The organism is Thalassotalea litorea, from assembly GCF_043642205.1.
GTDB lineage: Bacteria > Pseudomonadota > Gammaproteobacteria > Enterobacterales > Alteromonadaceae > Thalassotalea_A > Thalassotalea_A litorea.
This window is the reverse complement of record NZ_JBHZSG010000006.1, coordinates 44,469-68,093: the sequence shown is the minus strand read 5'-3', so window position 1 is coordinate 68,093 and position 23,625 is coordinate 44,469. Positions and strand designations below refer to the sequence as shown.

The window sequence follows — 23,625 nt, the reverse complement described above, 5'->3', positions numbered from 1 at the left end:
TTCCTTATCAGGCGACCGCGATTTTTGATTCATCGGCTTTGACTTTGGCCGGTTCACTGGTGGCGATCACCTCTATTTTTCGTTGTTTTTCATAAAGGAAGGTCAACACTTCAGACCTTAATTCGTTGTATCTTGGATCACTGGCTAGCGCTAAACGGTCACGCGGACGCGGTAAGTCAACCTCAAGGATTTCGCCAACGGTTGCAGCAGGGCCGTTAGTCATCATGACGATGCGATCGGACAACAAAACCGCCTCATCAACGTCATGGGTGATCATGATCACCGTATTGTTCAGCTCATCCTGAATTTCCATCAGAGAATCCTGCATATGGGCACGGGTCAGCGCGTCTAGTGCACCGAACGGTTCATCCATTAATAGAATTTCCGGTTGCATCGACAATGCGCGGGCAATACCCACACGTTGTTTCATACCGCCCGAGATTTCATCCGGACGTTTATGCATCGCGTGTTCCATATGTACCAAGGCAAGGTTATGTTCTATCCAGTCCTGCATTTCTTTGCCTGACATTGATTTAGAAAAAACCTGTTTAACTGCCAGCTCAACATTCTGATAAGCCGTTAACCATGGTAATAACGAGTGATTCTGAAAGACCACCGCCCGCTCAGGGCCGGGTTCATTTACTTCTTTGTTATTCAGCAGCACCGCACCTTTCGTCGCTTGATATAGTCCGGCAACCACATTTAACACCGTGGACTTACCACAACCGGAATGACCAATTAAGGAAATGAATTCACCTTTTTTGATTTTCAAATCGACATTTTGCAACGCTGTAAAATCACCCTTAGGGGTTGGAAACACCATATCGATTTTGCTGATATCTAAAATCGTAGTCATCGTTATTCTCCAAATTTCTTAATTCTCAAGGGGCTATTTGTCTTCTCGTTTCACATTCACCGTGAATGGTTTTGGTTTGCACCAGGGTTTTTCTTTTCTTCGCGCTTTATGCACGGTAGAGAGAAAAAACCGGTCAGATGCAAAACAAACCTTGTTCAAAAATTCAATTAGCGCCCTTATTATCTTTTCCGCTCGTTATTATTGGCTTATTGGCTTTATTTACTCGCTTGAACAAAAGCTAAGATTGTGGGGTCAACAGACCCTGTTAGCGTTTTGCCGATGCTTTGTCCCAGGACAACCAGCGCTGTAATTGCAACATTGCACGGTCCAGTAAAAAGCCAATTAAACCAATCACAATCACTGCAGTCATAATGCGAGAAAGAGATTGTGAACTACCATTTTGAAATTCATCCCAGACAAACTTGCCAAGCCCAGGGTTTTGCGCCAGCATTTCTGCTGCAATCAACACCATCCAGGCGATACCTAAAGACATCCGCATGCCGGTAAATATTGCTGGAATTGAGGCTGGCAGTACGATTTTGCGAACATGGGTTAATGCCGGAAGACGAAGGACTTGTGAAACATTCACCCAATCTTGATTGATTGAAGCGACACCCACAGAGGTGTTAATCACCATTGGCCACAAACAACATAAGGTGACGGTGATTAAAGAATTCACAAAAGATTTAGCAAATAATGGGTCATCCGATACATACAGAGCACTCACCAACATGGTTACCAATGGCAGCCATGCCAGAGGTGATACCGGTTTGAATACCTGAATGATCGGGTTGATTGCCTGGTTTAACGTCTGGCTTAGGCCAATTGCGATACCGAGCGGTATTGCGATTACGGCAGCAACAATAAAGCCACTCAACACCGTTTTAAGACTCGTCAATATTTGATCTAAAAATGTTTCCTTACCGGTATAGGCACGAATTTTAGGCACATACGTTGGATCTTTTTGCACTCGATCGGCATTACGCTTGTGCTGACGTTCATAAAACGCCTGCTCCTTTTCCCGTTCGCTTACGTGTTCCTGATACAGATTATCAAACTGAGTTGCGACCGCTCCTGGCCCCGGAAATTTCCCCAAGGAAGTGTCAACGTTGTTGGCGGCAATAGACCACAACAACAAAAAGCCTAGTAACCCGAGGATCGGCAATAAAGCTAGCTTTAATTTTTGTCCCGCCAATAACAGACTCTGTTCAGAGAAAGACTGCTCCCGGTCAAGGTTGATCAGATTTCGGATTAAAAGACTCATCTTATACTCCTGGTTAAATTCATGAGTTAGGGTTAATGGCCGCAGGCCAGATTAAATTTTTTCACCGGCTTTCAAGCCAATTTCAAACTTATTGATGTATTCGTTTGGCTTGCTGCCGTCATAAACGATGCCATCAATAAAGTGAGTTTGTGGCGAACGGAATCCGTCTTCTTTGGTAAAATCCGGAAAGACGCTGGCATCCATGATTTTTTCATCAATCAATGATTGAGCCGCTTTTTGATAAATGTCCGGACGATACACTTGTGACGCCACATCCTTGTACCAGCTGTCTGGTTTGTCTTCGCTGATTTGTCCCCAACGACGCATTTGGGTCAGATACCAAATCGCATCCGAGTAATAGGGATAGGTCGCGTTATAACGGAAGAATACGTTGAAATCCGGTACAGAACGCTTGTCGCCTTTCTCGTATTCAAACGTACCCGTCATGCTATTGGCGATAACTTCGTAATCGGCACCAACATATTTAGACTCAGACAAAATTTTCACGGCTTCAGGACGATTGCCGTTGTCGTTTGCATCTAACCATTGGGCTGCACGGATAAGTGCTCGGGTCAGACGGATCGTTGTATTTGGGTATTTATTGGCAAACTCTTCCGAGATACCAAACACCTTCTCCGGGTTGTCTTTCCAGATTTCATAATCGGTTACTACCGGAACACCAATACCTTTAAATACGGCCTGCTGGTTCCATGGTTCGCCAACGCAGTAACCATAGATAGTGCCAGCTTCCAATGTTGCAGGCATTTGCGGCGGAGGTGTTACGGAAAGAAGAGCTTGTGCATCGATTTGACCCGACGTATCGCCTTTGTGCGGCGCATAGAAGCCTGGGTGGATACCGCCAGCGGCAAGCCAATAACGTAATTCATAGTTATGGGTAGATACAGGGAACACCATGCCCATATTAAAAGGCTTACCCTCTTCCCGGAACTTATCAACTACCGGCTTTAACGCGTCGGCTTTGATCGGGTGGACTGGACGACCGTCGGCTTGCTTAGGAATATTGCCTTTCATCTGCTCCCAGATTTCGTTAGAAACGGTAATACCGTTACCATTTAAATCCATGGAAAATGGGGTGATAATCTTGGCTTTGGTACCATAACCTATGGTTGCCGCAATTGGCTGTCCCGCCAACATATGCGCGCCATCCAATCGGCCATCAATAACACCATCAAGCAAAACTTTCCAATTCGCCTGAGCTTCGATGGTGACATAAAGACCTTCATCTTCGAAGAAGCCTTTTTCATAAGCAATGGCAATCGGTGCCATATCGGTAAGTTTTATAAACCCAAAAGTCAGCTCTTCCTTTTCTGGATAACCTAACGTTTGTGCCTGTGTAGAAGTAACAAAACTGAACGCTGCAATAGCCATAGTGAATGCATGGCCTATTCGTTTGATCATTTTGTTTGAACCTGATTTTGAAAGTTGAAACATAATTTTCTCCAAATAAAAAAGCCCGCCGTCACCGATCCCCACGATATGAGATTGGTCACGTCAGGCCTCGATGCCAAACTAATGAAAGACTACGCCGTTGCAGTTCTATTAGTTAAATAATTTTTTGAGCGCCCCGTAGGGCATTTAAAGGTACGCTGTTGCACCTGATAGAGTTAATGCATATTAAATGCCAAGATGAAAAAACCGTATTTTTATTGGCTTTAGTGGCAGATACCAAAAAACCATTAGAGTAAAAGCTCACCAATTTGCATCCATTGGGTGCAAACCACATAACTATCTTGGTGCAAGATCCTGACTAACAGAGAAATACTCGTGAAATAAATCTTGTCGATAAATATGTGGCAATTGTGACATCGCATGGGTTGGATTCGCCAAGTGCCCGGATTTTTGCATCACTTCCAATAGCCAGCTGCCATCTTCAAGACTCGGGCAATTAAAGTTTACCGACTCAGAGTCGGCAAACTGGTTGTAGGTTTTTATCTGTCTTGGTGGCAAGTCCTTATACGTTAAGCAACTACCAAGCAACGATGGGGCAATAATATTTAAATCCATATTTAAATATTGAGAGCCACTTAACAGCTGAGCCGCTTCAAATCGATTCGGGATCGATTCGAGCCAATGACAGGCATCATTCAGGGCATGCACCAGAGCTTTACAGGTCTGTGGATTTTGCATCTGCCAGCTTGCTAAAACCCCTAACACCTTTTCCGGAAAATCGTTCCAAATGTCAGATGAAGTCGCGGCGGTAAACCCTAATTGTGCGCGCACGGCAAAAGCATTCCATGGGCCGCCGACACAAAAACCGTCAATGTCACCGGCTTTCAATGCCGCGATCATGTTACCCGGAGGAATAATAATTAACTCAATTTGATTTAAGTCGATACCGCCGGCACTTAACCAATCCAACAACTGATAATAATGACAACTATACGGAAATACAGTTGCTAGCCTGAGCTTCTCACCTTGTTCAGCTTTCTTGTTTACAATAGGCACAATCGCCTTAGCACTAACCGGCTGTCCATCGTTCAACCGGTGTTCACCCAGATGCGCATACCATTTATGACTCAAGGTAATGGCGTTGCCATTGCGACTTAAAACAAACGGGGTAATCATTGGAATGCGCTGCCCGTCAAGGCCTAAACTGCTGGCAATTGGCATGGGAGCCAGCATCTGCGCGCCATCAAGCAATCCCGTACAAACTTTATCGCGCATGGTTGCCCAGGAGTTTTGTTTTTCCAGCGTGACATCAAGTCCATAGCGTTCAAAAAAGCCATATTCTTTGGCCACTACGAGTGGCGCACTGTCGGTCAAAGGCATAAAGCCAACGTTAAGTGACGGCTTTTCAGATGTAAAATTAACCATGACTACCTCCGAGCATATTAGCCAGAGACAGGATATTCCTGGCCACGTCTTCCATTTTTTGACTATTGTCCATAGCGATTTTACGAATATGATGGTAGGCCTGTTTCTCGGAGCAATGCTTGTTTTCCATCAGCCAGATTTTTGCCTGTTCAATGACTTTTTGACTGGACAGTTTTTGTTTCGTATCTGCCAGTTCCTGCTTTAAGTTTTGGTGTTCTTTAAACCGAGCTAATGCGATATCAATAATTGAGCGAACTCTTTGGGTATCGACACCGCCGGTGATATAGGCACTAACACCCGCCTTGACTAATTCCGTGATTACCTGGCTGTTCTGGTCCTCAGAAAACATTACTACAGGCTTAGGGGCGGTTGCCGACAGCATATTCAGGCTATCGAGCATATCCCGGTCGGGTGACTCAATATCGATAATAATGATATCCGGTTTTGACTCTCGGACACGGTGAAGTAACGGCATTCCAGACGCGGATGCCCATTCAATTTGATAGTGTTCATTGTCAAAAGCCTCAGACAAGATATGTGTCTTGTGACTATTGTAATCCACGAGCAAAAGTTTAAGCGGGGGCTGGGTATCTGATTTCAAAATACTCATCGGCACATTTATTGTTTATTTAACCAAGTCGACGCGCAGAAGACACTGCACAATGCAATTCACTTACAAGTTCTGTGCCAGTTAATCAAATGCGTCTATACCCACGATAACAAGGGAATTTGTGATGAATGAAAAAAAAACTGTCGAGAAATGAATTAACTTAAAGCAAAGATGCGCCAAAATGGCGCATCTTGACGAGGATTAGCGGTTAAAACGTCGCCCCAAGCCAAACCCAGAATTTATCGGTATCGACTTTACCGCTGACAAGGTCGCCACGATCATAATTTGCGTATTTCACGCCTGCAGAAAAATGGTTGCCAAATTCATAGGTGTATTGGGCATTATATTCTTTACCAAAATCATCAACAAGCGGGGCCGATTCATCCGCCTCAAAGTCGTGATAGCCCAGACCCCATTTCCCCGAGAAGAGACTGCCCCCTACACTGGCATACCAGTCATTCAGGCCTTGATCTGGTGTCGTTAAAAACTGGTCGGTAAAACCGTTAAATTTATGTAAGGTCGCTAACGGCGTGGCAAAACCTGCCTGGCCATCATCGCTGCCCAGAGATTCATAGCCAAGCATAAAGGTTAATGCACTGAAATGAATACCGGCTTCGACCAGGTAGTAATCGGGCTTAAAACTGCACAGTTCTGTTTCCAGTGTTTGCTCGGCATATTCCGCATTCAATAACCATTGCTGTCCCAAAGCCTTTAACTGTCCCTGATAGCGAATACCATAAGTGTCATTGTTATTGCGAACGCCCTCATCTTCTTGCAATAAATAGCCATAGCCGATCAAGGTACCCAGACCGGTATCCCAGGACAGATTGACCAGATGATCTTTACTATCCAAGTCCTGTTCATCAGCAAAGATCCGGTTACGCTGATCAATATAGGTATAATTTACGGTAAAACTGTCGAGTAGTGTCCAGGCAAAACTGAAGGCATCAAAAGTTTGCTTATCCTGACGCCAGCCAACACTTCCGACAAAACGTTGGTTATCCAGGTTGACGACCTGACGCCCTAATCGCGTTGTCATATTTTTGGTCTTAAATTGCAAATAGCCTTGATCAAATTCGGTCGTTTTAGGATCGGCAATCACAGAATAGTCGGGATTCATTCCTAAGGTGTCGTTGTAATCGTCAATGCCAAATACTGGTCGAGAATCTTCTCCCTCAATATAAAAAGAGAATCCCAGTATCTTGGGTGTGCGCAAGCCAATCGTGGTTCTTAGCGTCAACGCCTCCGCATCTTTGAGCGCATTATTCTGATCTACCGCTTCATAGCGAAGACGAAAATCCGCCTTAAACAAGTCATTTTCGTCTTCTTCGGCATTTGCTGTAGGTAAGGCAAGCAACGAAGAAAATACGAGTGAGGCCAACACGGATGGACACAAGTTGGCATTGGTTAAGTAACGGGTTTTCACAGGATTCATAACAACAAACTCCCGGTAGATGATTCAGTGAGGTTCAACAATTTACATCAATAAAATGGCATAAAATCCTGCTACAAGTATTATTCAAGAATCCATAAAGACAACTAGAGACCTATTTCGCCAGCATTTTTATCACCAACATAACGGCCACATTCGGAGCATACTACGCTCTACTATAATGAGGTTACATCGATCTTAGGCAGCAAAATCAGAAGCGTATTTTAGACACCCTGGTCCATTTTGGTTTACGTTTACGATGACCAGGCACAGTTGCTAGATGTATATATACAGAGGCTCTCGCTTGAACAACTCGGATCAAAAACGCGTGTTTTTCGCGTTATCTCTGGATGACGATCAGAAACAACAGGTTAATATCTGGTGTCATCGCAACTTGCCTGCGCAGCAACACAACATTGCATTAGAAAATTATCATTTAACCTTACGCTACATCGGTCACTGTACGCCCTTAGAGGTTTGCCAATTAACCACAGCAACCGATGAAATCATCACTCGCCAAATATCCCTGAACCTGAATCAACTCGGACATTTTAAAAAGCCAAAAGTTTTATACCTGGGGCTTTCCCATACACCTGAGGCCTTGCAATCACTGGCCCAGCAAGTCAATGCCTTAGTTGATGACATTCTGCCGCCACAAACGCCAAGCGCTGGCTACACATTTACCCCCCATATAACGATTGCTCGCAAGGTGAAAACCCCAGTTACCGGACAGCAACCGTTTTCGATATCGATGACGGTTAAACGATTCGCCTTATTTGAATCGGTATCGACTCCGACGGGGGTGGTCTACAATGAATTAACGTGCTGGCCGTTGCGCTAATTGATGTGTGCGGCAAGTTTTAAAATGTGAGATGTTGGTGTTAATAAATTTTAAATACCTGATGAGTGGTTCACATAAGTGGTATAAGATCCCTGAGCAAATTTCCATTTTTGAGAATAATTAATGTCCCTGTATGTGCAACTACTGCTTGGCGCTATTCGTCCCCGCAGTTTTTTTCTTCCCTGTAGTGCAATTATTTTAGGTAGTGGCCTCGCGGCTTTTGAAGGCGTCGTTGACGGTCGATTATTCTCCGGTCTCTTATTTATCGCCATGTTAGGTCAGATTGTTACTAACCTCGCCAGCGACTACCAACGGGCATTTATCATTCACGCCAGTAAGCTTCAATCAAGTGCTCAATCTGCGCAACATCAACATGTGCAATCGATCATGCTTAAACTTATTTTAGGATTATTCATCCTTTTTTGTCTGGCGCTTGGCAGCCTGACATTTGCAAGCACAGCAGTAGCTCCTATCAGTATGAGTTTAATGATCATCTGCAGCCTATTATTACTGTCAGTGTTGCGCCATAAAACCCGTCGTGGATTACCCGTCGATAGATTCGGACAAATAATGTCGTTAACAGCCATGGCCTTGCTTTGTGGAATATTGCCGTTTTTTATCAGCCATTACCTGCACACGGCCAGCCTGCAAATCAGCGATGGATGGATTGCCGCCGCCGCGGGAAGCCTGGCGGTTATGACCTGGTTTAGCGAACAGATCATCATTCGCTTTTCCACTCACGAATCGTTACAGGTCGCTAACGACACGGCACCTTTGGTGCAGTCACCGCCAGCAATTAACAATCTTTTAAATGCTCAGACCATTGCTCTGGTTTTTGCCGCTATATGTACCGTGTTATTTATCGTTAGTGAAGAATTACCCTGGCTGTGTTTTTCCTTTGTTTTTGCCCTGCCATCATTGGCAGCGACGATTATCACCACTCGCCACCTGCCAGATATAGAAATCGCACAAAGCCAGATGACGAAAACCGGGATAGCCAGTTTCTCGTTCTGGGTACTCTTCATTATCGGGTTGATGTGGTAACGGGAAATTCTGTCTTTAATTGAAGTTTCCTAAGCTGTTAAAGCTGTCTATGCTGTCAGGATACTATGGCATGCACTAGCGGTCGTAATGGGTAATACCAGGCAGGCTCAACCATATCTAACAACTCGCGTTTTGAAGAATTAAGGGCAATTTTCGTTGCCAACCACGGCAAGCCGCTGAGTAAAACCTGCAGCGGTTTACCGTATTCAGATACTGATTTACAAAATCAGATTGGTAATGGTGGCGATACCGCTTCCGGTTGCGCCCGCCGACCACATGCTATTGCTACGTTCGTGATAACAGGCAGACAAATCGATATGTAACCAACCTTTGCCACCTGGATTTACAAAGCGTGCCAAAAACCCTGCAGCATTACTGGCACCACCTAATCCGCCGCCTTTTTGGGTGGTGGAATTGGCGGTATCGGCAAATGCCGATGGGCATTTACTCAGGTGAAAGCTTTCTAAGGGTAATGGCCAGGCGGGATCGTTAACTTCATTGGCGACAGCAAGCGCATTGGCAACTAATGACGTATCCATAGCAAACAATGCATTGTATTCACCACCAGTAGCTGACATTGCGGCACCGGTCAGGGTGGCGGCATCGATAATCATCTGTGGATTGTCTTCACTGGCAGCGATCAGACCATCAGCAAGGACCAAGCGACCTTCCGCATCAGTATTGGCGATTTCCACGGTTGTACCATTTTTATAAGTGAGAATGTCACCAAGTTTATAAGCATGATCGCTGACCATGTTTTCTGCGCAACACAGAATCAACTTCACCCGCTTATTCAAGCCCCATTGAATGGCCAGCGCCAGTGCCGCTGCCGCCGTTGCTGCGCCACCCATATCGCATTTCATCGAGAACATACCGGCACTCGGCTTTATCGAGTAGCCACCACTATCAAAGGTAATGCCTTTGCCGACTAAGACCGCGTAAACCGGTGTGTGTGCATCCCCCCCGGGATTATAATCAACGGTTAACATCGCAGGCGGATTCACGCTGCCTTTCCCGACATTGTAGATACCGGTCCAGCCCCGTGTTTCCAGATCTTCACCAATGATGGTATCGATATGAATCGCATCCGGTGCCAAAGTTTTTAAATAATCTGCGGCTTGATTGGCCAGAGACACCGGTACTAACTGTGATGGTGTTTGATTGATTAAATCGCGAGACCAGGCATACACGGCCTGCTTTTGATGTAATCGGTTGACCATATCGGCATCACCGCAAAATAGCACGTTCTCCAGTTTTCCCACCTTGGTAAAGCCCTGCGCGAATGCCCATTGGGCGTGTTCACTCCAAAAATCCCCTTGCAGCTGCGCCGTTTCGACTCCCAGAGCTTCGATTTTTCGACCCGCCTTTTGAATGGATCGCAAATCAGGATGATTGATATCCTCGACTCTGACAAAGATAACATCATCTTTGACCACGACTGAGTTACTTTGTTGCCAACCGGAAAATTGATTCGATTGCGATAATTCAATAATCGCTGTTTTACTCATATTTGGTTCCACCATTAAAAAAGATGCCTACATTATAGAGGCAAGGGCTGGTAGACTCGCAAGTATTCAATTTTTCAAGAGTAGGCCGACGTGTTAAATTTGCGTAACACAAGCCGTCGATTACAACATATATGCAGTTCCCTCAGCCCTTAAAATCCGGCAAACTCATCAAGCGCTACAAACGCTTTCTCGCCGACATCGAACTCAATGATGGCAGCGTTATTACCATACACTGCCCCAATACCGGCTGTTATTAGTGACCTTTAAAATAGAAAACTCATTATACATCTATTGCTTGCTTTATTGTTCAAAGAACAGATAAAGTGTCAATTAACATCAATATAAAACAAGGAGTTACGATGTCGAATGAAGCTAAATCACTTGGTGAAGATGAAATTATTCCCTCAAACATTAAGATTGATGACTATTCAGAATCAAGTTTTTGGGAGAAATGTAAAAAGTATTGCAAAAGCATCGGTGAAGAAGGTCTTAGTAAAGTATTTCAGCTTTATTATGCGCTAGACAGCGATAAATGTGGGGCTGCTGATAAAGCAGTTATTTACGGTGCATTGGCGTATCTTATTTCGCCAATAGATGCTATTCCTGACCTCACGCCAATCTTTGGTTATACAGACGATATTGCAATTATTGCTGCAGCCTTAGTTAAGGTTTCCTCATGCATAGACGAAGAAGTAATTAAAAAGGCCAAGCAAAAAGTTAATGATCTTTTAAACTAGGATTCTTGACTATCAAGCCTGATCACCGAGATCAGGCTAACTAAACCGAACATTTTTTATTCTAAACATAGCTTTGTATTTCTTTAAAACTTCACTTACTTTCGCAATCTGCCTCTAAATTAGCAATTCACGATTTATTGATTGTGATACCATTTTAGTGGCTTAATTTCCTGAGAAAATCGATTCTAAAAATGAAGTTCAAACCCACTTTAAATAAAGCTCGATTGATTAAACGCTACAAACGTTTCTTAGCTGATGTAATCCTTGAAGATGGTACAGAAACAACCATACACGTTTCTAATACAGGTGCGATGTCTGGATGCGCAGAACCTGATGATGCTGTTTGGTACAGCACTTCTGATAACCCGAAACGTAAGTACCCTTTTAGCTGGGAGCTCACCGAAACCGTTGAAAATCACCTAATTTGTGTAAACACTATTCGCGCCAATCAACTTGTTGAAGAAGCAATCAATAACAGTGTTGTTGATGAATTAACGGGCTATGCGAATATGCAGCGAGAAGTAAAGTACGGTAGTGAAAACAGTAAAATCGATATCCTATTAACGAATGGTAAAAAGCCAGACGCATACATTGAAGTGAAAAGCGTTACGTTACTGGAAAATAACCAAGGTTACTTTCCCGATACCGTAACAACGCGCGGGCAAAAACACTTACGAGAGTTGATCGATGTTGCTACTTCAGGTAAACGTGCTGTATTATTTTTCGCAGTGCTGCATTCAGGCATACAGTCCGTCAAGCCAGCCTCACACATCGATCCTGCCTATGCCCAACTAATTGAATTAGCAATTCGAGCTGGTGTTGAAATTTTGGCTTATAAAGCAAATTTGCAATCAGCAGAAATCGTAATTAATAATAGGATTAAATTTTGGAATTAAGATAAGGGATTATGATGGGTTACCAGCTATGGGTATCACCAACAACGGGATACAGAAGGAAAGGCACCAGATTCTCATCTTTAAAAAAAATCTTTGTCGATAACGTCACAGTCCACGATGTTTTCGAACCATTATTTTGTTGCCAAATTAGCGATGCTCCTGAACACGTGAAACATGAACTAGAAGTCCGCGAATTCGATCAAGCAGGTGTAGTAAATGAACACAAGCAAATAATAGGTTACATAGAAACAAAAAATCTAAACGGTCATAACATTGAAAATCACCTACAAAAAATTTCAATAGATCAAGTAATTTCAGACTCAACACCACTAGCCGACTTGTTGAATGTATTAAAAACAAAGGAATTGGCGTACGTCAATCATGGCAACCAAGTCGTAGGAATAGTAACCAAAGCTGATATAAACAAACCTCCGGTTCGAGTATATATCTTCGGAATAATTTCATTGTTTGAAATGCACATCAATTTTTGGATTCGAAAGTTTCACGCTCACGACAATTGGACGAAACATCTTAATGAAAAACGGTTAAAAATCGCAAAATCGATTTACGAGATGCGTAAAGGTGAAAATCAGGATTTGATGCTTTTGGATTGCATTCAAATAGCTGATAAGCGAGATATCCTCAGTAGAACCAGTTTATTTTGTGAACAATTCAATTTCTCTAGAAGAAGATTCGATAAGCTATTAAAGATCATAGAAAAAATGCGTAACGAATTGGCCCACAGTCAAAGTTCAGTTATTGCCAATATTTCGTGGAATGACTTTGCAACTACACTTGAATCGGCAGAGGGCTTTCTAATGGAGTCAGACCAAATGATAGAGCAGCTAGCTAAAGATCATGCACACGCATTTGAACAACATGCGGTGTTGAATACCATAGGTACTTAACTAAATAAGCTTATTGGAATGTAAATCATTGATTGTTTGAACGATAAGCAATTAAGCTTCATCAATTCGAAGTGAAAAATATTCGCACGTATGGGTTCTCGCAGGAATTGTTTTGGGAATTCCCGATTCATCTCGGTTTTGTATGTGGGAACACCGGATTCCCCAACGGCTTCCATGATGGCAGTAGTATCGACAATTGACACATATATTGTCTTTGTCGATCACTCGCTGGTTTAATGGTTTATTCTTCATATTTTCTTCGTTCACACTGGATCTCCACCAAGTAAAACCACCAAAAATACACTGCAAAATCACGTGCCATAAATGCACATCAAGAACAATAACAAAAACCAATATAAACCATTAAAAACAGCAAGTTAAGAACAATAACGATATACCTTTTGTAACATTAATGATTATTGATATCTTATACATAGATAATAATATATACATATCTATATTTAATATAATTACATATATAGTTATGTATTTCTATTGGCCTTCACAATCATAGCTACCCTTCGCACTGAATTGGGTGTGAAAGGTTTCCCCATTCTGGTTTCGTAACCAAGCTTATTTAACTCATCAGCAATTGACTCTAACGTGCGCTTAGATTCATTTTTCATTATTTCTTCAATTTTATCGTTAATGTAGAACGCATATGCTTCAGAATTGGCCTTTCTTGCCGCATTAGCAGCACCTGTATTAGATAACTGTCTGTCTTCGTCTGTAAGCTTCCTACGCACCTTTTGTCGCTTCAAATTTGTTCGCAATTTCGATAGTGACCTTTTTAAAGTATCCAATTCATCGTCTACATTTTTATTGCACACGTTTTCTTTTCCTGGGCTATATATCAAAAACTCCAGACTTAAGTCCGGATTTGAGCCTGGATTTGAGTCCTCATTAAATTTCTGTAATTTTTCCAGTAAATAAATCCTGATTATTAACTTTCTACTCGCATTCAAGTAAAAGAACACATGACAATTTTTGCTAGCCGCTCTTTCAATAAACCCACTCAGTTTCTGCCTAAATTCAAACCGATCTTGTTCTACAAGCTCAATCCATTGACCATTCGACAAGAATTTTTTTACTTCACCAGTTTCAATAGAATTAACAAGTAATTCAAAGCCTTCCGAACCATTTAGGCTCTCAAAATCGCCACTGCTTAGCATTACCCCAATCATTTTATCATTTCGCAACAGGATAGAAGGTTTAAACCATATAGATATCTAAAACTAATTACAAATTTCGGGTGCAATATGATGAAAAATCAATTCCCAAAAAGCTTTATCGTTGGTTTCGCTGAATTCCTGAAAAGCGAGGTATATCAATTCAGTCGATTAGCAGCCAAACAACAAACAAACTTTGCGAAAATGATCATTGAATACATCAACAGTAAAAAGCGACGCCATAATTTCGATTCGGATAGTTTTTCAATGTCTTCCCATGAACTTAACCAACTATTTGGTCGCTCAAAATTCAACAAGATAGTTGAGTTAACTATACCAAAATTAGTTGCAAAAACGGTTAATCACAACCATGCGAAAGGCACAACAAGAGCTTACAAAATAACGTCTGAGGCTAAAGGCTTATTCTTGAAATATTGCCAGTCAGATCAATCTGAAAAAGCATCTGGTTCCCAAATAACACGTCACAAGGAAACGCATCAAGCCATTCGTAGTCGGGATAAAAACTTCAATAATGCTAAGTGCAAACTCACACTTAGTAATACAGTGAAAATAAACAAGCAAAACCTCTTGGCGATTTCATCATGGGCTGAACCAGCTACAGATGAATTAGAAGAGCATGAATCCCGATATGCTATTTCCTGTCATTTACTTCTCAAACAATTGGATTCAAATAATCGCCTTCCATCCTACTATCAGGAAGCCAATAGCGGTCGCTTGTACGGCCAAGGCTGCCATTTACAATATCAACCCAAGATGGTTCGAGAAGCCGCTTTAGATGGGTGTTGGGACTACGATATAGCCAATTGTCATTTCACTATAATGAGTCAACTGTGCCGTTCTTACGGTGTCGAGGTCCCGTTCATCGAGCACTACATATCTAATAAAGCAACTGTTCGAAAGCTCATTGCTCAGGAAACAGATCTTGATATAAAAATCGTGAAACAGGCGCTGATATCTCTGCTTTACGGTGCAAAGCTGGTTCCCAGCTTTGAATCTCAATTATTTCGTTTAATTGGTCCCGAAAAGATTCGCTTGTTAATCAACCACCCCGCCGTAAAAAACCTGAATGACGACATCAAAAAAGCGCGAAAAGCCATACTCAAGCATTCGCATACCCACGGAAACAAGGTTATCAATGTGATGAGAAAAGCTATTTCCAAACAGACTACAAATTCAAAAATTTTCTGTCATTTATTGCAAGGTATTGAAGCCAGGATGCTTAATATCGTCGGTAAATTGTACAGCAACGACATCGTGCTGCTAATGCATGATGGTTGGGTTAGCAAAACCAAACTAAATTCACAGCTAATCGAAGAAGCAATTTTTCAGGAAACTGGATTTCACATCATTGTCGAAGAAACGCCCATCAAATTCGATTTGTCAGACTGGGAATATAAAACTGCCGCATGAGTAGGGGATACAATTTTTCTGCGGCAACTCATTTGTAAATTAACTAATTTTTTAAACAATCGACATACCTTTGGAGGTAAACATGTACCAAAACATAGAGCAACAATTTGAAATATTTCTTGGTCAAAAGTTTGACTACATCAACGAGCTCACCGATTTACAGAAAACAAACCTTGCAAGGCTCATACTAGGTTCTACCATTATAATTTATAAGGACATGAACCCTATATCTATGCATCCTGGTTACAGTAAAAGAAGGCTATCGAAACTGTTTGGACCAAACAAATTCGATGAAATAATTTCACGACTTACTCCTGCAATTATTGAGCCTGTCCTTAGTGATAACCCCAGGCTTAAATACCAGATAACAGAAGCAGGGAAAAAGTTAGCTTTCCAATTCTCAGCTGAGAAAATTTTCGATTGATAGTCTTTGGCAAATTCCGATTAAAATATGCCGTCGAAGAAAGCAGATAATTTTGACGTCATCATGACGTTCACTGGAATAGTCGAGTTAGCATGTATGCTAGCTCGCATTCAGCTTTTTGATTATGTCATGCAGGTCAAAGTTGTTTTTTGCTAACTCTGACCTGCATTGTGACAAAATTGTTCTCTGAATATGCAGCAAAAACAGGGATGAATTTTACGCTGCTTTACAGCCACACAATGAAATATGTCAGATCTAGTCGGAACTAATTCACGTTAAAAGAAATAGAAGCCAGTTTTATTTTATCAAAGTCCTTAATAACTCCAATCCTCATAAGCCAGTGGCAGGCTATTGAGTAAGTCTCTGCGTTCTCGCCAATTAGGAAGATGTTTATCCATAAGCGCCCTGAAGCGTTCATTATGATGACGTTCTAGTAGGTGAATTAGTTCGTGCACCAGGATGTATTCCATGCACTCTGGTGGCTTCTTAGCGAGTTCCAGATTGATCCAAATACGTTTTGCTTGGATATTGCAACTTCCCCACTTGGTTTTCATCTTTTTAATGTTCAGTGCATTCGATTCCACACCTAATTTTTTTTGCCACTTCGGTAACAACTTTTCAAGTGAGGTCTGCATCTCTTCCCGATAAAATCGATTGAGAAGCTTCAGTTTATTTTCTGTCGAAGTATCCTCCGATACAGCCAATTCCAAATTGCCACTACCTTTCGCGTATACCGAATACTTGCCTTGCGCTTCTGTTAACTTCAAACGATACTTTTTCCCCCACAGATAATGGCATTCACCATTCACCATTTCGCGTATCGATTGACGTTCCTGGCTAGCAAAATCAGACTGTTGTTTCTTTATCCATGCAAGCTTATTAATAATTGCCAATCTAATCTTTTGTTCACTTGTATCAGTTGGAATAGAAAGGCGAACCCTGCCGTTAGGCGGCAGCACACTGAGGTGAATATTCTTAATATCTCTGCGGTTTAGCTCGACATCAATTTCACCAATCCTAATAACCTCAGCGTCGTTGCCACTCCCCTTAGGATGACGCATTAATGGTATTCCTTTTGTGCTTTAATAAGGTCCATCACTTTGTCTATTTCAAGATCAGCTGCTTGTTCTCGGACTGCATTAGCAATTTCTCGTTCTTTAAACCTGTCACCTAGCCAATCGGCTTTTTTGGTATAAACAACCGCATCATGAATTTTCGCAGTCAACACTTCGTCGTTACCAAAATTGTCATAAATCGCTTGCTTTGCTGGTGTATCAATAGAATCGGGATAACTAGACGATTTATTTTCTGCTGGGTTTTGCACTTTTTTCGCCAGCTTTTTGATCTCCTCTAGATATTCTTGATAACTGATTGCCTGCTCTCGTCGCTGCTTGATAATTTCATCCAGCAATGTAGCCATGCTATCGAAGTATTTGGGGTTGACTGGATTTTCATCAACAATGGTTTTCCTTACATTGTTTTCAATCGTTTCAGCCATTGCTTCTTCATTTTCACGCAGACTTTCAGGTAATGGTTCCAGCCCTTTACCATTGTTATTAACAACCAAATCAATTAAGCCAAAGTCATCAAAATCGATAAGTTTTTCACTGTCATCTGCGCGTATATACATGTCCAGTAATTGACGCATTGCAGGTTCGAAGCGTTTCATTTCGAGCAGATCACCGCTTGCCAGTTTTATCTCATCGCGAACTTTTTCATAGTAAGCGACTGTCTTTCTAATGTTTTCCGCGTCTTTTGATGTGAAACCAGCCTGTTCCATTTCATTGGCAAGGTTCGTATAGGCGCGAATAAGTTTGGCAACGGCTTGGTATAGATTTAACCGCAGTGTTTCTTTTTCTGTGCGTTCATTTTCACCTTCAGGTGCGATACCCGATTCACCACAAAAATAATGAATAAAATCATTCGTATTTCTTGGTGCTTTTACTGGTTCACATAACGCCTTAACCGTTTCAAGTGCAGTTTCTAAATCAGAACGAGCCTCCTGCAGGCGGTCTTTTAAAAGGCCTGCCACATCCTCAGCATCATAACCATCAAAGGCTTCTGCAGTATATTCTTTAATCGCATTATCAAGAGAACGGAATAAGTCTTTATAATCGATGATATAACCATATTCTTTGTCTTCACCATCAAGTCGATTGACCCGACAAATCGCCTGAAATAAGTTGTGATCAGCCATTTTTTTATCGATATATAGATATGTAGCAGAAGGTGCATCAAAGCCAGTTAACAATTTATCAACCACAATCAATAGACGCATTTGCCCAGGTTCTTCAATAAAGCGCTTCTTCACTTCTTTCTCAAACTCTTCTACACGTTTTGCCGCTGCATCTTCGCTTTGTTCAAAGTAATCAGCCAACATTTTTCGGTAGGTATCATATTTGAAAAGTTTTTCCGTTAAGCCTTCACCTGTCTCTTCACCTTTTATGCTACTTGCAGCAGGTTGATAGCTGGTAACTACAGCGCACTTACCAGCAAGGTCAGTTTTGCTGAACATCTCATAAACCATGCAAGCCTGATGGACACTGGCACACACTAACATAGCGTTACCTCTACCAGACATAAGCGCAGGCTTTCTTTTCATATCTAACCAAATGTCCATTACAATGCGCTCTAAACGAGACTTGCTAGAAAGCACCTGTTGCATGGTGCCCCATTTTTGTTTTAACTGCATTTTAGCTAAATTTGATAGGCCTTGAGTATTAGCTTCGAACCAAGTATCAACGCCTTTCTCAGACGTTAAATGCTGATCGATATCCCGTGCTTCATAACGAAGATCAAGTACGACACCATCACTTACGGCTTCATCAAATTTATAAGTGTGAATATAAGGACCGAAAACTTCTAACGACTTCTTCTTATCCTTTTTCATTAATGGCGTACCCGTAAAACCAATGAACGTGGCTTCGGGTAAAATACCTTTCATTGCCTCGTGCAGCTTACCTGACTGAGTTCTGTGGCACTCATCAACGAATACAAATAAGTTACCTTTTGCGGAAAAATCACTTGGTAAGTTTTTAGTTAAGGCTTCAATGTAATCCTGTGTCGCTTCACTATCTTCATCGTCTGTCGTCGGTTCACCATTGCGACCAAATTTGTGAACTAAAGAACAGAATAACCACGGGTTTGTTTCATTTAACGTTGCTACCAGATCATTTCCGCTTTTCGTTCGATATATATCTTCATCAACACCAGAAAACACTTTCTCTATTTGTTCATCCAGTTCGGTTCGATCGGTCACAATCAGCACACGAGAATCGGTAACATTCTCGCGAATCCATTTAGCAAGCCAAACCATCGTAAGACTTTTACCTGAACCCTGTGTGTGCCAAATTATGCCATCAGCAAGGTTTCTAACATGCTGCTGTGCGGCTTGAATGCCGAAGAATTGGTTATGGCGACAAGTTTTCTTAACACCTGCATCAAACACGATAAAGTCGTGAATCAGCTGCAGGAAACGCTTTTTATCGCACAACTGAGCAAGATGTGTATCAAGTTTAAGATCGGTTTTTATATGATCTGCCGGAAGCGGATTTGGGTTTTCTTTGCCATTATATTCTTTCCATTCCAGATAATACTTTTCTGACGTTTCAATCGTACCGTAGCGAATGCCTTGCGTATCGTTACCTGCCATGACAAGTTGCATGGTGGTAAAAAAATTACGGATAAAGTCTTTTTTCTGGTTATCCAGGTTTTGACGAATACCTTCACTCACTGACACAGAAGAGCGCTTAAGTTCAATTACTCCCAACGCAATGCCATTAACGTAAATAACAATATCGGGACGTTTTTTAAGCTCTCCTCTTACCGTTACTTCTTCAGCAATGGCAAAGTGGTTGGCTTCAGGGTTTTTCCAATCAATTAACCAAACGGTTTGGTTTAACTCACCAACACCTTCTTTTTCTTTCACGCCGTAACGAAGCAATCGATAAACATCTTTGTTCGCATCAAATAACTTTCTTCCCTCGCCCAGAGCTGCAGCAGCATCCAGTTTGCGTAAAGTACGAGAAATTAACGCATCAGCAACGCCACGGTTTTGCAACCAGTCTGCAAGCAAATCTTTTTCAATATTGCTGTTCCCTTCGCGGTATTCCCAATCACCTAGGCAGTCGTAATTAAGTTGTTCTTTAAAAAACTTAACAACGCGGTTTTGTGTTTTACGTTCTTTTTGACCTACGTTACTCATCCCTAACCCCCTTTTTCGAATCGTTAACTAATATCATTAACATGTCCTTTTCGTGCGCTGCTATTTGAGGTTCTGTCCACTCGTTTGCAGTATTCATCAACTTAATCATTTTATACAGCTTTAAGGTATCAATGCTTTTATCCGCAATGGCTGCTTTAAAATGATCACGCTTAGCGGTTGGTTGTAAATTACTTAGCTTTGAATTTTTACTGTGACTAATCAAACATAGGTTACCGAAACGGTGCAAATCATCGTCAACAATCTTTCTGTGGCCATCTAGTGGATGCTGTGGATAAAAGTGTTCAACAGAACTTCGGAAGGTAAACTCAAACTGAGTAATTACATCATCCGTTTTGTTTTGTTTGCCTTCACACCACAACAAATAATCGAGATAGTTAAACACCAAATTATTTTCAATCGCGCCATAGCGCAGCCTTGCGGTTATTTGCTGATTACTTGAATCAAAGGCTAAATACCTCTCGTTTTGATAAGTCATTTGGTAGTAATCAGAAGGTGATTCACTTAGAAAACGCCCATATACAAACTGACGAGCTAGGTGCTGAAGGTTATATAAATAAAGGCGAGGAGTAATTTCATCCATAGTGAACAAATGGAATAGCGCACCATTTAACCAATGCTTATAAACCAATGTGGGTGTGGAAACATGTAATGCACTTAACAACATTAAGAGCTGTCGGTTGCAGCCTTCAAAGCCATCTTCACTGTCTAAGTCTTCATTATCACTAAACGTATTGATATAACTTTGGCTATCTTTATTGTAAAAATGCAGCTTCTTCAAGCTCCACTTATCTTTGCCATCACTAAATTCACGTTTAATGATGTACTGGTCAAAAAGGTATTTGCACTTGAGTAATGCGAACACAAAGTCTTTTACCGCATTGATTTTGTTACTGCTGTTGTCCTTTAAATAAGCATCAAACTGTTCTAACAAACGCTTATCGTCTAATGCGATATCTTGCTTGGTATGAATCCGTAAAACATGAAGCAAGAAATTTGAAAAGTTAATCACACTATTAAAGCGCTCTGGTGTCAGCGTAATATCTGTTCCAGAGAATGACTGAGGTGGCTTGGCTAATATTTCATTCAGCGAGAGCGATACACCATTAGCTTGTTCGTTCAGTTTCGTATCTGCTTCTTCAATGGTTGCAATTAACTCCTTGTAATTCTGAGGTATAAATTGTCCCCAATCATCCTTTCCAAAAACGCTGTGACGCTCATCTGGACTAAAACCATACTGAACATAGCGTTCCATATTGGCTGTTGCATTCCACACTTTGCTTAATAAATGTATGTGTTTTTTTCGCTCATTTAGGTCTTCAATGCCGTTTAATACAGACATTAACCTTGCTTTAACCACCTCATGCTTTTCTAGTTGTTCTCCACGGTTGTTCATCACCTCAAAGTAATGATTTAAATCAGTATCTTTGGGAACGGAAACACGCGCAATTTCTACTTTTTCAAAAAGATAGGTACAGAACCCTTCAAGCTTATCGCCTAAAGCTAACAGCCTTTTCTCAAGTAAGGCAAAACCATTAACCACATCAAGGTTATAGTCATCGGTTTTTAAATGTTCTAAAGCAATGCCTTGGGTTAGGCTGGTAAACGTATCAGACGATTTCGGACGGCTTTCATAATTGAGGTTTGGTACGTCGTACCAACTCATATCTACAGTAGTTTTTGTTGCAGAAGATATACGTTTAAGGGCGAGGCTAAGCAAACTGAGAGTGGTGAAACGCTGTTGACCATCGATAACTTCAAAGCTGTCATCTTTACGTTCAAACACTACTAACGTGCCAATATAGTAGGTTTGATTAGGTTTATTTTGCTGATAATCCAATACGTCCTGTATTAGCTGATTAATCTCACCTTCACCCCACGCATAGTTGCGTTGGTACATAGGAACTAAATAACGGCTTGCGTCACAAAGTAATTCTTTAACGCTAAAACTTTTAATTGCTTTACTAGTGATATCATTGCTGCCTTTCGTTTGTGATGCTTGTACATTACTCATAGTACTTCATTTCCTTGAACAGTTTGGTGATTTCACCAAGCTTGGTTCCCTTACAATCAGTATCTTTCAGCGTGGCTAACGGCCAATTTAAAACATCACTCGGCTGCACGGCTTGTTTGATACGTTCAAACATATTCTGAGTCAGTGCATGTTTATCCATGCGCTCAATACCCACCACCTGCATTTTTAATCGACAGCTATATGCCCAAATAAATAGCTTTTCTATCGCTTGTGAAAGCTGGTTTGCGCCAAACTTATCTAAATATAAAATCACCGCGCAATCAAACAAAGTGCGAACATAACCGTCTCCTGTACGGGTGCGAGAACGGTAGGTGTTAAGGGTATGTATGATCTTACAAGCTAAGAGCTCTAAGTCGTGTTCTAAAATGCGTATGGTCTGGCTTGGTTCATTATTTTTGTCACTGTGTTTGCCATTTCGTTCATCACTGACTATCTCAGTGATTTTCTGATGGTAATGGCTGGTCATTTCAAAAAAGCGTCTGCCATTAATAACCATCTGGTCAAGGTGGAAAGGAAAACGCATATGCTGATGGTCAATATGGCGTTGATACTGTCCGTTATAGTCATCAACAAAATGGTGAGCAATGCGGAGCGGCTCTACATATGGATAAAGCCCAACTTGGTCAAGATTCACCCCCTTAAATAAACCCACTTTTGATTTATTAAAATACTGTGCTGATTTACCTTGCGCCCAGTTGCGAATGCGGAACAAATAGTTAGAAAATAATCGTTCTAACTGTTCACTCTCTAAGCTTTCCCAATGTCGTACAGAGTGAGCCTTGAGTTCAGATTCACTTTCCGAAAATTCTCTCAAATGAAACGCTTTTAACAAGTCGTGAGGGTCTAAATCGCGGCCTCTGGCATTTTGGGAATCAAAAAACTGAAACGCTTCTGATACATCTTCAAGTACAAAGGTGACGACTTCACATCGATTCAATAGAAATTCTATATCTGCTTCAGTAAAGTCGGTGCGAGCAACCGCTCGTTTTGCCGCCATAAAATTTTGATGCAAATTTCGATGCGAAATATCACTATTAAAAGTTTGCCGCTGTAAAAATGCATTGATGGGCTCAATAAGTGAGGTAAGAGTTTCATTGACGTCTTGCCGTTTTAAGCCTGGCAGACGTTCTTCCAGCAAAGCTTTTATTAGTAGTACAAGCGTAAGCGTGCGCTGTTGCCCATCTACAATGTCGAGTTTTTCTGTGTGGCTTTCTGAATGACGGTGGAACACCACTGAACCCAAACGGTAAGCCGACTTATCTCGATAAACCTTCAAATCGCTAAGTAAATCAGCCAAATTAGCTTGCGACCATTTATAAGGACGCTGGTACGCAGGAATAGTGAGATTAGGTAGCGACAGAAGTGTCTTTACCTGTATAACTTGTTTATTGATGCTGTCCATAGCCATCACTC

The 23,625-nt window shown here is 41.6% G+C and carries 19 protein-coding genes and 1 pseudogene; 8 read left to right on the top strand and 12 right to left on the bottom strand.

The annotated features are described in order from the left end of the window. Positions 1-7: 7 nt before the first annotated feature. The 6 genes from ACHUFQ_RS04840 to ACHUFQ_RS04815 all read right to left on the bottom strand — a co-directional run bounded on the left by ACHUFQ_RS04840 (position 8) and on the right by ACHUFQ_RS04815 (position 7,000). Positions 8-856, bottom strand: coding sequence for an ABC transporter ATP-binding protein (locus ACHUFQ_RS04840; protein WP_394173508.1), 849 nt, complete (start codon positions 854-856; stop codon positions 8-10). A gap of 265 nt (positions 857-1,121) precedes the next feature. Then, positions 1,122-2,120 (bottom strand): ABC transporter permease, encoded by a 999-nt coding sequence (locus tag ACHUFQ_RS04835; protein WP_394173506.1) that lies wholly within the window; start codon positions 2,118-2,120, stop codon positions 1,122-1,124. A gap of 51 nt (positions 2,121-2,171) precedes the next feature. Next, positions 2,172-3,509 carry a CmpA/NrtA family ABC transporter substrate-binding protein gene (locus ACHUFQ_RS04830; RefSeq protein ID WP_394173664.1) on the bottom strand — a complete coding sequence of 446 codons (1,338 nt, stop codon included), beginning with the start codon at positions 3,507-3,509 and terminating at the stop codon, positions 2,172-2,174. A 357-nt stretch (positions 3,510-3,866) separates the two neighbouring features. Beyond that, the gene (locus ACHUFQ_RS04825) at positions 3,867-4,955 is read right to left on the bottom strand and encodes a CmpA/NrtA family ABC transporter substrate-binding protein (protein WP_394173505.1); all 1,089 of its coding nucleotides are present in this window, start codon (positions 4,953-4,955) and stop codon (positions 3,867-3,869) included. Further along, positions 4,948-5,565, bottom strand: coding sequence for an ANTAR domain-containing response regulator (locus ACHUFQ_RS04820; protein ID WP_394173504.1), 618 nt, complete (start codon positions 5,563-5,565; stop codon positions 4,948-4,950). Before ACHUFQ_RS04820 ends, ACHUFQ_RS04825 begins: the two co-directional genes overlap by 8 nt. Positions 5,566-5,773: 208 nt before the next feature. Beyond that, positions 5,774-7,000, bottom strand: a complete 1,227-nt coding sequence (locus ACHUFQ_RS04815) for an alginate export family protein (protein WP_394173503.1) — start codon at positions 6,998-7,000, stop codon at positions 5,774-5,776. 277 nt (positions 7,001-7,277) lie between these two features. Between ACHUFQ_RS04815 and thpR the strand changes: the two genes are divergently transcribed. Together thpR and ACHUFQ_RS04805 are read left to right on the top strand one after the other, a co-directional pair. After that, positions 7,278-7,838, top strand: a complete 561-nt coding sequence (gene thpR, locus ACHUFQ_RS04810; RefSeq protein ID WP_394173501.1) for an RNA 2',3'-cyclic phosphodiesterase — start codon at positions 7,278-7,280, stop codon at positions 7,836-7,838. A gap of 123 nt (positions 7,839-7,961) precedes the next feature. Further along, positions 7,962-8,882, top strand: a complete 921-nt coding sequence (locus tag ACHUFQ_RS04805; protein WP_394173499.1) for a UbiA prenyltransferase family protein — start codon at positions 7,962-7,964, stop codon at positions 8,880-8,882. Between the two features lie 218 nt (positions 8,883-9,100). Here ACHUFQ_RS04805 and pepB read toward each other — a convergent pair whose 3' ends face one another. Beyond that, a complete protein-coding gene (gene pepB, locus ACHUFQ_RS04800) occupies positions 9,101-10,390 on the bottom strand; it encodes an aminopeptidase PepB (RefSeq protein ID WP_394173497.1) in 1,290 nt (429 codons plus the stop codon). Between the two features lie 131 nt (positions 10,391-10,521). Here pepB and ACHUFQ_RS04795 point away from each other — a divergent pair. From ACHUFQ_RS04795 to ACHUFQ_RS04780, 4 genes and pseudogenes are all read left to right on the top strand, one after another. Further along, a pseudogene (locus tag ACHUFQ_RS04795) lies at positions 10,522-10,638 on the top strand (DNA/RNA nuclease SfsA); the annotation flags it as partial. A gap of 111 nt (positions 10,639-10,749) precedes the next feature. Further along, positions 10,750-11,127: a YkvA family protein gene (locus ACHUFQ_RS04790; RefSeq protein ID WP_394173496.1), complete on the top strand. Its 378-nt coding sequence runs from the start codon at positions 10,750-10,752 to the stop codon at positions 11,125-11,127. A gap of 191 nt (positions 11,128-11,318) precedes the next feature. Then, entirely contained in the window at positions 11,319-12,023 is a 705-nt protein-coding gene (gene sfsA, locus ACHUFQ_RS04785; RefSeq protein WP_394173494.1) for a DNA/RNA nuclease SfsA, read from the top strand. A gap of 14 nt (positions 12,024-12,037) precedes the next feature. Then, entirely contained in the window at positions 12,038-12,931 is an 894-nt protein-coding gene (locus ACHUFQ_RS04780; protein ID WP_394173493.1) for a CBS domain-containing protein, read from the top strand. A 482-nt stretch (positions 12,932-13,413) separates the two neighbouring features. Here the strand turns inward: ACHUFQ_RS04780 and ACHUFQ_RS04775 are convergent, their stop codons facing one another. Continuing rightward, entirely contained in the window at positions 13,414-14,115 is a 702-nt protein-coding gene (locus ACHUFQ_RS04775; protein ID WP_394173491.1) for a hypothetical protein, read from the bottom strand. A gap of 75 nt (positions 14,116-14,190) precedes the next feature. Between ACHUFQ_RS04775 and ACHUFQ_RS04770 the strand changes: the two genes are divergently transcribed. Together ACHUFQ_RS04770 and ACHUFQ_RS04765 are read left to right on the top strand one after the other, a co-directional pair. Continuing rightward, the gene (locus ACHUFQ_RS04770; RefSeq protein ID WP_394173489.1) at positions 14,191-15,531 is read left to right on the top strand and encodes a hypothetical protein; all 1,341 of its coding nucleotides are present in this window, start codon (positions 14,191-14,193) and stop codon (positions 15,529-15,531) included. Between the two features lie 82 nt (positions 15,532-15,613). Further along, complete coding sequence (locus ACHUFQ_RS04765) at positions 15,614-15,955, top strand: hypothetical protein (protein WP_394173487.1); 342 nt, start codon at positions 15,614-15,616, stop codon at positions 15,953-15,955. A 314-nt stretch (positions 15,956-16,269) separates the two neighbouring features. Here ACHUFQ_RS04765 and ACHUFQ_RS04760 read toward each other — a convergent pair whose 3' ends face one another. Genes ACHUFQ_RS04760 through ACHUFQ_RS04745 form a run of 4 tightly spaced genes read right to left on the bottom strand, consistent with a single transcriptional unit; the run spans position 16,270 to position 23,614 of the window. After that, on the bottom strand, positions 16,270-17,016 hold the full coding sequence (locus ACHUFQ_RS04760) for a M48 family metallopeptidase (protein ID WP_394173485.1): 747 nt from the start codon (positions 17,014-17,016) through the stop codon (positions 16,270-16,272). After that, complete coding sequence (locus ACHUFQ_RS04755) at positions 17,016-20,159, bottom strand: type I restriction endonuclease subunit R (RefSeq protein ID WP_394173483.1); 3,144 nt, start codon at positions 20,157-20,159, stop codon at positions 17,016-17,018. Before ACHUFQ_RS04755 ends, ACHUFQ_RS04760 begins: the two co-directional genes overlap by 1 nt. Then, positions 20,152-22,191 carry a DUF262 domain-containing protein gene (locus tag ACHUFQ_RS04750; RefSeq protein WP_394173481.1) on the bottom strand — a complete coding sequence of 680 codons (2,040 nt, stop codon included), beginning with the start codon at positions 22,189-22,191 and terminating at the stop codon, positions 20,152-20,154. Before ACHUFQ_RS04750 ends, ACHUFQ_RS04755 begins: the two co-directional genes overlap by 8 nt. Then, the gene (locus ACHUFQ_RS04745) at positions 22,184-23,614 is read right to left on the bottom strand and encodes a DUF262 domain-containing protein (protein WP_394173479.1); all 1,431 of its coding nucleotides are present in this window, start codon (positions 23,612-23,614) and stop codon (positions 22,184-22,186) included. The genes ACHUFQ_RS04750 and ACHUFQ_RS04745 overlap by 8 nt, the downstream gene beginning before the upstream one ends. Positions 23,615-23,625 lie beyond the last annotated feature (11 nt).